The 11,089-nt window shown below is 73.7% G+C and carries 11 protein-coding genes; 9 read left to right on the forward strand and 2 right to left on the reverse strand.

The window, feature by feature from the left end; translation table 11 throughout:
- Window positions 1-81: 81 nt before the first annotated feature.
- Window positions 82-1,251: an NADH-quinone oxidoreductase subunit D gene (locus OP86_RS30995; protein WP_030258572.1), complete on the reverse strand. Its 1,170-nt coding sequence runs from the start codon at window positions 1,249-1,251 to the stop codon at window positions 82-84.
- 29 nt (window positions 1,252-1,280) lie between these two features.
- Window positions 1,281-2,282 (reverse strand): SAM-dependent methyltransferase, encoded by a 1,002-nt coding sequence (locus OP86_RS31000; RefSeq protein ID WP_033334149.1) that lies wholly within the window; start codon window positions 2,280-2,282, stop codon window positions 1,281-1,283.
- Between the two features lie 129 nt (window positions 2,283-2,411).
- Here OP86_RS31000 and OP86_RS31005 point away from each other — a divergent pair, with 129 nt between their 5' ends.
- From OP86_RS31005 to OP86_RS31045, 9 genes are all read left to right on the forward strand, one after another.
- On the forward strand, window positions 2,412-3,644 hold the full coding sequence (locus OP86_RS31005) for a sensor histidine kinase (protein WP_030056141.1): 1,233 nt from the start codon (window positions 2,412-2,414) through the stop codon (window positions 3,642-3,644).
- Window positions 3,645-3,690: 46 nt separating this feature from the next.
- Window positions 3,691-4,380 carry a response regulator gene (locus OP86_RS31010; RefSeq protein ID WP_030056142.1) on the forward strand — a complete coding sequence of 230 codons (690 nt, stop codon included), beginning with the start codon at window positions 3,691-3,693 and terminating at the stop codon, window positions 4,378-4,380.
- A 75-nt stretch (window positions 4,381-4,455) separates the two neighbouring features.
- On the forward strand, window positions 4,456-5,400 hold the full coding sequence (locus OP86_RS31015; protein WP_051831069.1) for a Rossmann-like and DUF2520 domain-containing protein: 945 nt from the start codon (window positions 4,456-4,458) through the stop codon (window positions 5,398-5,400).
- The gene (gene panC, locus OP86_RS31020; RefSeq protein ID WP_030056144.1) at window positions 5,400-6,305 is read left to right on the forward strand and encodes a pantoate--beta-alanine ligase; all 906 of its coding nucleotides are present in this window, start codon (window positions 5,400-5,402) and stop codon (window positions 6,303-6,305) included. The genes OP86_RS31015 and panC overlap by 1 nt, the downstream gene beginning before the upstream one ends.
- Before the next feature lie 96 nt (window positions 6,306-6,401).
- Window positions 6,402-6,851 carry an aspartate 1-decarboxylase gene (panD, locus tag OP86_RS31025; protein ID WP_030056145.1) on the forward strand — a complete coding sequence of 150 codons (450 nt, stop codon included), beginning with the start codon at window positions 6,402-6,404 and terminating at the stop codon, window positions 6,849-6,851.
- 15 nt (window positions 6,852-6,866) lie between these two features.
- On the forward strand, window positions 6,867-8,540 hold the full coding sequence (locus OP86_RS31030) for an L-aspartate oxidase (protein ID WP_033334150.1): 1,674 nt from the start codon (window positions 6,867-6,869) through the stop codon (window positions 8,538-8,540).
- A gap of 4 nt (window positions 8,541-8,544) precedes the next feature.
- Window positions 8,545-9,513 carry a carboxylating nicotinate-nucleotide diphosphorylase gene (nadC, locus tag OP86_RS31035; RefSeq protein WP_030056147.1) on the forward strand — a complete coding sequence of 323 codons (969 nt, stop codon included), beginning with the start codon at window positions 8,545-8,547 and terminating at the stop codon, window positions 9,511-9,513.
- Between the two features lie 47 nt (window positions 9,514-9,560).
- Window positions 9,561-10,346, forward strand: a complete 786-nt coding sequence (locus OP86_RS31040) for a type III pantothenate kinase (protein WP_030056148.1) — start codon at window positions 9,561-9,563, stop codon at window positions 10,344-10,346.
- Window positions 10,347-10,429: 83 nt separating this feature from the next.
- On the forward strand, window positions 10,430-11,089 hold a 660-nt coding region (locus OP86_RS31045), incomplete at its 3' end, for a hypothetical protein (RefSeq protein WP_106973559.1).

Raw genomic sequence — 11,089 nt, forward strand, 5'->3', positions numbered from 1 at the left:
GGCATACGAGATTTCTGCCTGTCTCGTGGGCTCGGAGATGTGTATAAGAGACAGGGCCAAGCCCAGCCCAGCCCACCCGACCTACTTGTCGATGTCCCCGACCACGAAGAACATCGACCCCAGGATCGCCACCATGTCCGCGACCAGCGTCCCCGGCAGCAGCTCGGTCAGCGCCTGGACGTTGTTGAAGGACGCCGAGCGCAGCTTGAGCCGCCAGGGCGTCTTGTCGCCGCGCGAGACCAGGTAGTAGCCGTTGATCCCGAGCGGGTTCTCGGTCCAGGCGTAGGTGCTGCCCTCGGGTGCCTTGAGCACCTTGGGCAGCCGCTGGTTGACCGGCCCGGGCGGCAGGGTGGCGAGCTTGTCGAGGCAGGCGTCGGCGAGGTCCAGCGAGTTGGCCGTCTGCTCCAGCAGGCATTCGAAGCGGGCGAGGCAGTCGCCCTCCTCGCGGGTGACGACGGTGAGGACCTGTCGCAGTTCGTCGGAGCCGTACGCGAGGTAGGGCTCGTCGCGGCGCAGGTCGAGGTCGAGGCCGCTGGCCCGGGCGATCGGGCCGCTGACGCCGTAGGCCTCGGCCTTGGCCCGGGTGAGGACGCCGACGCCGGCGGTGCGGGCGCGGAAGATCTCGTTGCCGAGGACGAGGTCCTCGAAGACGGGCAGCTGTGCGCGGACGGTGGCGACGGCGGTGCGGACCCGGCCGAGCCAGCCGGCCGGCAGGTCCTCCTTGAGGCCGCCGACGCGGTTGAACATGTAGTGCATCCGGCCGCCGGAGGCCTCCTCCATGACGTGCTGGAGGTCCTCGCGGCTGGTGAAGGCGTGGAAGACCGGGGTGATCCCGCCGAGTTCGAGCGGGTACGAGCCGAGGAACATCAGGTGGTTGAGCACCCGGTTGAGTTCGGCGAGGAGGGTGCGGATCCACACGGCCCGCTCGGGGACCTCCATGCCGAGCATCCGCTCGACGGCGAGGACGACGCCGAGTTCGTTGGAGAAGGCGGAGAGCCAGTCGTGCCGGTTGGCCAGCATGATGATCTGCCGGTAGTCCCGGGCCTCGAACAGCTTCTCCGCGCCCCGGTGCATGTAGCCGATCACCGGCTCGGCGGTGACGATGCGCTCGCCGTCGAGCAGCAGGCGCAGCCGCAGCACACCGTGGGTGGCCGGGTGCTGCGGGCCGATGTTGAGCACCATGTCGGTGGTGCCCGCCGCGCCGGTGAAGTTCTCGGCTCCTGCCCCGATGCCGACCGTGGTCTCCCTCATGACCCCAGAGTCTGCCATCCCGGCAGCCGCTACAGGCTCTCCGCCCTGGCCAGAATCTCAAGGGGCGGCATGCGGACGCTCTGCACCAGCCACCCGAAGCCGCCCAGCCCGCTCGGGTCGGTCAGCTCGGCGGCCTCCCCGGCGCCGCTGAGCGCCCGCAGGTAGCCCGCCGGGTCGGTGGAGGCGAGGGCGAGCGGCGGGCGCCCGCCGTTCACGCCGAGCGCGCGCAGCGCCTCCCGCTGGGTCGTCCACAGGCTGTGGAGGCCGGGCACTGCGGCGGAGTCCAGGGCAACGTGCGCGGTGACGTCGCAGGAGCCGTCCGGCACCGGGGCGACTTCCCGGCCGTCCCGGAAGCCGGTGTACGTGCCGAAGGGCGGCCGCCGGCCGGCGGTGTGCCCGTAGTCGACGGCGACGGCCAGCCCGCGTTCCAGCCCGGCGACGGCCCGGGCCCAGGCGGCGTCCCGGGGGCCGCCGAACTCCACCGCCTCCCCGGGCTCCGCGACCGGCCACCAGCGTTCGGCCCAGGCCGCGTCGGCCGCCGAGACCGGCCCGCCGAGTCGCTGCCCGCCGGTCGCGGTGTCCACCTCGACGTAGCGCAGCACGCCGTCCCCGTCGACCTCGCCGGCGTCCAGCGGCACGTTGTCCAGCCACTCGTTGGCGAACAGCAGCCCGGTCAGGCCGCGCGGCAGCTCGTCCGTCCACAGGGCTGTGGACGTCAGTCCGGCCGGGCGGTCGGCGATCTCCACGCCGTACGGGCGCAGCCGCGCCAGCACCCCGGCGGGCAGCTCGGCCAGCACGCCGGCGAGCAGTTCCCCGCGCCCGGCCCCGACGTCGACCAGGGCCAGCTCCTCCGGACGGCCGAGGGCTTCGTCAACCTCCAGCAGCAGCCGGGCCACCGCACGGGCGAATCCCGGCGAGGCGTGCACGGAGGTGCGGAAGTGGCCGGCGGGGCCCTCCGGCCTGCGGTAGAAGCCCCGCTCGGGGTCGTACAGGGCCTGTTCCATGGCGGGCGCCCACCGCATCCAAGTCATGGGGCCCGACGCTACCGGGCGGCGGGGAGCCCCTCCCCATCGGAGCCAGGGCTTCTCCGACCTACGGAGTAGGACGGATCGCCCTACCGGCGGACCTGGGCACACTGAGCGACTGCCTACGCTGGACACGTGCATCGACTCAACGCCTGGCTCCGCCGTCACCCCATGGTGGTCGACGCCGCCTGGGCGGCGATGGTGCTCTTCCTCGGCCTGCTCCCGAACGAGAACTTCCCCGACGACGACTGGCACTTCAACGCGAGCGTCCTGATCGCGCTGCTGCTGCCCGCGCTGATGGTCTTCCGCCGCCGCTACCCCGACGTCACCGTGGCCGCCGCCGTCGGCCTCGGCGTCAGCCAGGTGCTCGCCGACATCGAACCGGCCGGCTCCTCGATCGCCTACCTGGTGTTCGCCTACACCGGCGCCGCCTTCGGCCAGAAGTGGACCTCCCGGCTGGCGCTGACCGCCGGGCTGGCCGCCGGGCCGCTGGTGTTCTGGCAGCTGCACCCGATGAAGACGGTCCGCGAGAGCGGCGACCACTACGTCTCCCGCTCGTACAACCTCGGCGAGGCGGCGGCGCTCATGCTGCTGATGAGCACGCCGTTCATCCTCTGCTGGGCCTGGGGCCGGCTGACCAGGGTGCGCCGCGCCTACCTGACCGAGCTGGAGGACCGCGCGGCCCGGCTGGAGCGCGAGCGGGACGCCCAGGCCAAGGTGGCGGTCGCCGCCGAGCGCGCCCGGATCGCCCGCGAGCTGCACGACGTGGTCGCGCACAACGTCTCGGTGATGATCGTCCAGGCCGACGGCGCCGCGTACGTGCTCGACAACTCACCGCAGCAGGCGAAGGAGGCGCTCGGCACGATCGCCTCCACCGGCCGCCAGGCGCTGGTCGAGATGCGCCGCCTGCTCGGCGTGCTGCGCACCTCCGACACCACCGCCGAGGAGTACGTGCCGCAGCCGGGCGTCGAGGAGCTGCCGGAGCTGCTGGAGCAGGTCCGCACGGCCGGGCTGCAGGTGGACTACGCGACCTCCGGGCACCCGCGCGAGCTGCCGCGCGGCGTCGAGCTGACCGTCTACCGGATCGTCCAGGAGGCGCTCACCAACGTCCGCAAGCACGGCGGCCCCGACGTGCACGCCCGGGTCGCGGTCGACTTCGGCGAGCGCGAGCTGGCCGTCCTGGTGGAGGACGACGGGCGGGGCAGCACCGACGAACAGCTGACCGCCGGCGGCACGGACGGTCTGGGCCACGGCCTGATCGGCATGCGCGAGCGGGTCGGCATGGTCAGCGGGCGCCTCGACGTGGGCCCCCGCCCCGGCGGCGGCTTCCGGATCCGCGCCGTCCTTCCGCTCAAGGCGGCACACTGAACCCCGGCCACACCGCAGCACCCATCGCCGCACCATAGGAGCCACCTTGACCATCCGCGTGATGCTCGTAGACGACCAGGAGCTGCTGCGCACCGGCTTCCGGATGATCCTGCAGTCACAGGGCGACATCGAGATCGCCGCCGAGGCGGGCGACGGCGCGCAGGCCCTGGAGCAGCTGCGGCACACCACGGTGGACGTGATCCTGATGGACGTCCGGATGCCGCGCCTGGACGGCGTGCAGGCGACCCGCCGGATCTGCCTGGCCGAGGACGGCAGCCCGCTGCCGAACGCCCCGCACGTGCTGATCCTCACCACCTTCGACCTGGACGAGTACGCCTTCGCCGCGCTCAAGGCCGGCGCCAGCGGCTTCCTGCTCAAGGACGTCCCGCCGACCGAGCTGGTGGCCGCGATCCGCGCGGTGCACGGCGGGGACGCGGTGGTCGCCCCGACCACCACCCGCCGGATGATCGACCGCTTCGCCGAGGTGCTGCCCACCCCGCAGAGCGCGCCCGGCTCGAACGTCCTCGACCCGCTGACCGAGCGGGAGCGGGAGGTGTTCCTGCTGGTCGCCCAGGGCCTGTCGAACGGCGAGATCGCGGCCCGGCTGGTGCTCTCCGAGGCGACGGTGAAGACCCACGTCGGCCGGATCCTGGCCAAGCTCGACCTGCGCGACCGGGTCCAGGCCGTGGTGCTGGCCTACGAGGCCGGGCTGATCCGGGCCGGGGCCACCGACTGACGCGCCCGTACACTGGGGCGGTACGTCCGGTACCCGTTGAGCGGACTGGAACGGTCATTCAGGACAAGGGTGGACATGAGTTCGTCCGACTTCGCCGACTTCGGTGATCCCAGCGACCCCAGCGACCCCAGCGATCCCGGCAACCGTCCGGCTCGGCTCGCCGTCGGCGTGGTCGGCACCGGCCGGGTCGGCCCCGCGCTGGGCGCCGCACTGCAGCTCGCCGGGCACACCGTGGTCGCCGCCTCCGGGGTGTCCACCGTCTCCCGCCGCCGCGCGGAGGCGCTGCTGCCGGGGGTGCGGATCGTCACCCCGCCGCAGGTGCTGGCCGCCGCCGACCTCGTACTGCTGACCGTCCCGGACGACGCGCTGGCCGACCTGGTGGCCGGGCTGGCCGCCACCGGCGCCGTCCGGCCCGGCCAGCTGGTCGTGCACACCTCCGGCGCCCACGGCGTCGCCGTGCTGGAGCCCGCCACCCGGGCCGGGGCGCTGCCGCTGGCCCTGCACCCGGCGATGACCTTCACCGGCACCTCGGTGGACCTGGCCCGGCTGGCCGGCTGCCCGTTCGGCGTGACCGCCCCCGAGGAGCTGCGGCCGGTCGCCGAGGCGCTGGTGGTGGAGATGGGCGGCGAGCCCGAGTGGGTGCCCGAGGAGGTCCGCCCGCTCTACCACACCGCCCTCGCGCACGGCGCGAACCACCTGGTCACCCTGGTCGCCCAGGCGATGGAGCTGCTGCGCACGGCCGGCGTCGCCGAGCCCGGCCGGCTGCTCGGCCCGCTGCTGGGCGCCGCCCTGGACAACACCCTGCGCTCCGGCGACGCGGCCCTCACCGGCCCGGTCGCCCGGGGCGACGCGGGCACCGTACGGCGCCACCTGGCGCAGCTCAGTACGGTGTCCCCCGACATCCCGGCGGCCTACCGCGCGATGGCCCGCGCCACCGCGCAGCGGGCGGTGGCGAACGGGACGATCGACGAAGCGTCGGCGGCGGCGCTGCTGGACGTACTGAACGAGGAGAACAACTGATGGCACGCGGCAAGCAGGCGAGCAAGCCCCAGCGGACGCCGAAGGTCCACCGGGCCGTCGTCACCCGCACCGTGGACGACTTCGAGGCCGCGTTCTGGCCGGACGAGCAGCCGGTGGACAACGCCGTCGTGATGACCATGGGCGCGCTGCACGAGGGCCACGCCGCGCTGATCCGGGCCGCCCGCAAGCAGGTCGGCCGGGAGGGCCGGGTCGCGGTGACGGTCTTCGTCAACCCGCTGCAGTTCGGCCCGACCGAGGACCTGGACCGCTACCCGCGCACCCTCGACGAGGACGTGAAGCTGGCCGAGGAGGCCGGCGCCGACGTGGTCTTCGCGCCGTCCGTCGAGGAGGTCTACCCGAACGGCGAGCCGCAGGTGCGCATGGCGGCCGGCCCGATGGGCGAGCGCTACGAGGGCGCCACCCGCCCCGGGCACTTCGACGGCGTGCTGACCGTGGTCGCCAAGCTGCTGCACATCACCGACCCGGACTTCGCCTTCTTCGGCGAGAAGGACGCCCAGCAGCTGGCGATCATCCAGCGGATGGTCGCCGACCTGGACTTCGACGTCGAGATCGTCGGTGTGCCGACCGTGCGCGAGGAGGACGGCCTGGCGCTGTCCTCGCGCAACCGCTACCTCTCGGAGGAGGAGCGCCCCCGGGCCCTCGCCCTGTCCAAGGCCCTGTTCGCCGGCCGGGACGTCGCCGCGCAGGGTCCGAAGGCCGTGCGCGAGGCCGCCTCGGCCGTCCTGGACGGTGCCGAGGGTGTCACCCTGGACTACCTTGCCCTGATCGACCCGCACGACTTCTCGGAGGCGGCGGACGACTTCCGGGGCGAGGCGGTGCTGGCCGTCGCCGCGAAGGTGGGCTCGACCCGCCTGATCGACAACGTTCACGTCATCTGCCGCTAGGCAGATGACCGTCAAGCACAGAATCGTTCGGTAGTTCGTCGGTAATTCGGCAGTAGAACCCCTTCAGGCATGCACTCACAGGAGGCGTGACCCGCAATGCTCCGCACCATGCTCAAGTCCAAGATCCACCGGGCCACCGTGACCCAGGCCGACCTGCACTACGTCGGTTCCGTCACGGTGGACGAGGACCTGCTCGACGCCGCCGACCTGCTCCCCGGCGAGCTGGTCCACATCGTCGACATCAACAACGGCGCCCGGCTGGAGACGTACACCATCGCCGGCCCGCGCGGCACCGGCGTGATCGGCATCAACGGCGCCGCCGCCCGCCTGGTCCACCCGGGCGACCTGGTCATACTCATCGCCTACGGGCAGATGGACACGGCCGAGGCCAAGGGCTACGAGCCGAAGATCGTCTTCGTGGACGAGCGGAACCGGATCACCGGCTTCGGCGGCGACCCCGCCGAGGCCCCGGAGGGCAGCGGACTGCTCCGCGGGGACGCGGCGTACCGTGGCGACGACGGCGCGGCCGCCGCCGCCTCGCGCTGAAGGAGCCACTGAGTCATGTCCGTTACGCATCGCCTCACCGCCCCGGCCCCGGGCTGGACCGCCACCACCGACGTGGTCGTGGTCGGCTCGGGCGTCGCCGGGCTCACCGTCGCACTCAACGTCCGCAAGGCCGGCCTGCGGGCCATGGTGGTCACCAAGGCGGTGCTGGACGACGGCTCCACCCGCTGGGCCCAGGGCGGCATAGCCGCCGCCCTGGGCGAGGGGGACACCCCCGAACAGCACCTGGACGACACCCTGGTGGCCGGTGCCGGGCTCTGCGACGAGGAGGCCGTGCGCACCCTGGTCACCGAGGGCCCGGACGCCGTCCGCCGGCTGATCGCGGTCGGCGCCGACTTCGACCGCGACGAGGACGGCGAGATCCTGCTCACCCGCGAGGGCGGCCACCACCGCCGCCGGATCGTGCACGCGGGCGGGGACGCCACCGGCGCCGAGGTCTCCCGCGCCCTGGTCGCCGCCGTCCGCAACGACCCCGGCCTCGAACTGATCGAGCACGCCCTCGTCCTCGACCTGCTGACCGACGCCGAGGGCCACGCCGCCGGGCTGACCCTGCACGTCATGGGCGAGGGCGCGCGCGACGGCGTCGGCGCCGTCCGGGCCCGCGCGGTGGTGCTCGCCACCGGCGGCATGGGCCAGGTCTTCTCCGCCACCACCAACCCGGCCGTCTCCACCGGCGACGGCGTGGCGCTCGCGCTGCGGGCCGGCGCCGAGGTCACCGACCTGGAGTTCGTCCAGTTCCACCCGACCCCGCTGTGGACCGGCCCGGACGCCGAGGGCCAGCTGCCGCTGATCTCCGAGGCCGTGCGCGGCGAGGGCGCCCACCTGGTGGACGCGGACGGCGTCCGCTTCATGGTCGGGCAGCACGAGCTGGCCGAGCTGGCCCCGCGCGACATCGTCGCCAAGGCGATCACCCGGCGCATGCACGAGCAGGGCGCCGACCACATGTTCCTGGACGGGCGGCACTTCGGCGCCGAGATGTGGGAGCAGCGCTTCCCGACCATCCTCGCCTCCTGCCGCGCCCACGGCATCGACCCGGTCACCGAGCCGATCCCGATCGCCCCGGCCGCGCACCACGCCTCCGGCGGCGTCCGCACCGACCGGCACGGCCGCACCAGCGTCCCGGGCCTGTACGCCTGCGGCGAGGTCGCCTGCACCGGGGTGCACGGCGCCAACCGGCTGGCCTCCAACTCCCTGCTGGAGGGCCTGGTCTTCGCCGAACGGATCGCCGCCGACCTGGCCGAACGGCACGCGGCCGGCGAGTTGCCCGAGCGCACCGTCGACGTCGCCGCCGCGCAGGCCGCCCGGGCGGTGCCGCTGCCGGCCTCCGAGGCACGCGCCGAGATCCAGCGGCTGATGTCGCGCGGCGCGGGCGTGGTGCGCTCCGCCGCGTCGATGGCCGACACCGCCGCCGGGCTCGCACTCCTCGCCGAACAGGCCTACGCCCACGTCGCCGAGGAGAAGCCGGCCGACCCCCGGGTGGAGACCTGGGAGGCCGCCAACCTGCTGCTGGTCGCCTCCGCGCTGGTCGCGGCCGCCGCGCAGCGCGAGGAGACCCGCGGCTGCCACTGGCGCGAGGACTTCCCCGAGCGCGACGACGCCCACTGGCGGCGCCACCTGATCACCACCCTCGCCGCCACCGGCGGCCCCGTCAGCACTCCCGAGGAGCAGTAGAACCATGACCCACTCCCACGACGAACTCCCGCTGGCCGACCAGGGCGGCTGCGGCGACGGCTGCGCCTGCGGGGACGGCGAGGGCTACGAGACCGGCCTGGACCCGCAGTTGGCCGAGCTGCTGGAGCAGGCCGGGCTGGACCCGGTCGAGGTCGAGGACATCGCCACCCTGGCACTGGCCGAGGACCTGGCGGGCGGCGAGGACGTCACCTCGGTGGCCACCGTGCCCGCCGAGGCCGTCGCCACCGCCGACTTCACCGCCCGCGAGGCCGGCGTGGTGGCCGGCCTGCGGATCGCCGAGGCGGTCGTCTCGCTGATCTGCGAGGAGGAGTTCGAGGTCGAGCGGCACGTCGAGGACGGCGACCGGGTGGAGGCCGGCCAGGTGCTGCTCTCGGTCCGCTCCCGCACCCGCGACCTGCTGACCGCCGAGCGCAGCGCGCTCAACCTGCTCTGCCACCTGTCCGGCATCGCCACCGCGACCCGTGCCTGGGCGGACGCCCTGGAGGGCACCGGCGCGGTGGTCCGGGACACCCGCAAGACCACCCCGGGCCTGCGCGCGCTGGAGAAGTTCGCGGTGCGCTGCGGCGGCGGCGCCAACCACCGGATGGCGCTGTCCGACGCCGCCCTGGTGAAGGACAACCACGTGGTCGCGGCCGGCGGCGTGGCCGAGGCCTTCCGGGCCGTCCGGGCCGCGTACCCGGAGCTCCCGGTCGAGGTCGAGGTGGACACCCTGGAGCAGATCACGCCGGTGCTGGAGGCCGGGGCCGACCTGATCCTGCTGGACAACTTCACCGTCGACCAGCTGAAGGAGGCCGTCGCGCTGGTGGACGGCCGGGCGAAGCTGGAGGCTTCCGGCGGACTGACCCTGGCCACCGCGCGCGAGGTCGCCCAGACTGGTGTCGACTACCTGGCCGTGGGCGCGCTCACCCACTCCTCGCCGATCCTGGACATCGGCCTGGACCTGCGCGCCTGACCGTCAGGGCAAGACGCAGACTCGTCCCGACTCGCAGAAAGCGCCCCATGCTCCTCACCATCGACGTCGGCAACACCCAGACCACACTCGGCCTGTTCGACGGCGAGGAAGTGGTGGAACACTGGCGGATCTCCACCGATCCGCGCCGCACGGCCGATGAACTGGCGGTGCTGCTGCAGGGGTTGATGGGCAACCACACCGCGGTCCGGGAGGCCGCGGTGGAGGGCCTGGCGATCTGCTCGTCCGTTCCCGCCGTGCTCCACGAGCTCCGCGAGGTGACCCGCCGCTACTACGGCGACGTCCCCGCGGTGATCGTGGAGCCCGGCGTGAAGACCGGGGTGCACGTCCTGATGGACAACCCCAAGGAGGTCGGCGCCGACCGGATCGTCAACGCGCTGGCCGCCAACCACCTCTACGGCGGCCCGTGCATCGTGGTCGACTTCGGCACCGCGACCACCTTCGACGCCGTCAACGCCCGCGGCGACTACGTCGGCGGCGCGATCGCCCCGGGCATCGAGATCTCCGTCGAGGCGCTCGGCGTCCGCGGCGCCCAGCTGCGCAAGATCGAGCTGGCCCGCCCGCGCAACGTGATCGGCAAGAACACCGTCGAGGGCATGCAGTCCGGCATCCTCTACGGCTTCGCCGGCCAGGTCGACGGCCTGGTCGACCGGATGGCCCGCGAACTCGCCAAGGACCCGGACGACGTCCAGGTGATCGCCACCGGCGGCCTCGCCCCCCTCGTCCTCGGCGAGGCCACCACCATCGACGTCCACGAGCCCTGGCTGACCCTGATCGGACTGCGCCTGGTGTACGAGCGCAACCGCCCGAGCTGACCCGCTCCGCCCGCCGGGCCGACCGTGGGTGGTTCGGCGCGAGGTTACCGACAAATCGGATATTCCTCACGTAGTGTCAGCCCATGCCTACGCCACACGGATCGCGCGGCGGCATGGCCTTCAGCGCCGACGAAGTCCGCGTGCTGCGCCGAGCCCTCGCCCAAGCCCTGCACCCCGCCGTCCCCGTCCACCTCCAGGGGCCCGACCGGACGGCGCGCGCCGGACCGGGCGCCGACCTGTGGGCGGAGGACGTCCAGGAGGCACTGCGCCTCACCGAGGCGATCGACGAGGCCGTCCAGGAGGGCGGCCGGCTGCGCGCCTTCCTGCTCGCCGACCTCGGGCGCTACCGCTCCGCCCTGCCGGGCAGCGCCCCCGGCTACCTGGAGCGGCTGGAGGAGGCGGTGACCGACGGGTACCTGCCCGGGCCCGAGGACCTCACCGCACTGCGCGGGCTGACCCGTCAGCCCTGCGGGCACGGCGAACGGGCCCGCCGCTCCCGGCTGGCCGGACGCTGCCACGCGCTGGCCGAGGCCGCCGTCCGCGAACGCCTCGCCCTCACCTCCGGACCGCCGCGCCACCTGGTGGCCGTGCCCAGCCCCGCCGCACCACCGAGCAGTCACCCCACCCACGTAGGAGGACGGACCCCCATGAGCAGCACCGACTCCCGCCCGGAGCAGCCCGCCGAGCCCGCCGCCGCGAAGACCCCTCCCCGCCCGCACCGGATGCCCACCCCGGCCGAGCTC

Origin of the sequence: Streptomyces novaecaesareae, assembly GCF_000716875.1 — a bacterium.
Taxonomy (GTDB): Bacteria; Actinomycetota; Actinomycetes; order Streptomycetales; family Streptomycetaceae; genus Kitasatospora; species Kitasatospora novaecaesareae.

Bases quoted from the DNA above. Each gene is read 5' to 3' on its own strand.
- OP86_RS30995 (WP_030258572.1), bottom strand. From the start codon at position 1,251: ATGAGGGAGACCACGGTCGGCATCGGGGCAGGAGCCGAGAACTTCACC.
- OP86_RS31000 (WP_033334149.1), bottom strand. From the start codon at position 2,282: ATGACTTGGATGCGGTGGGCGCCCGCCATGGAACAGGCCCTGTACGAC.
- OP86_RS31015 (WP_051831069.1), top strand. From the start codon at position 4,456: ATGAGTTCGTCCGACTTCGCCGACTTCGGTGATCCCAGCGACCCCAGC.
- panC (WP_030056144.1), top strand. From the start codon at position 5,400: ATGGCACGCGGCAAGCAGGCGAGCAAGCCCCAGCGGACGCCGAAGGTC.
- panD (WP_030056145.1), top strand. From the start codon at position 6,402: ATGCTCCGCACCATGCTCAAGTCCAAGATCCACCGGGCCACCGTGACC.
- OP86_RS31030 (WP_033334150.1), top strand. From the start codon at position 6,867: ATGTCCGTTACGCATCGCCTCACCGCCCCGGCCCCGGGCTGGACCGCC.
- nadC (WP_030056147.1), top strand. From the start codon at position 8,545: ATGACCCACTCCCACGACGAACTCCCGCTGGCCGACCAGGGCGGCTGC.
- OP86_RS31040 (WP_030056148.1), top strand. From the start codon at position 9,561: ATGCTCCTCACCATCGACGTCGGCAACACCCAGACCACACTCGGCCTG.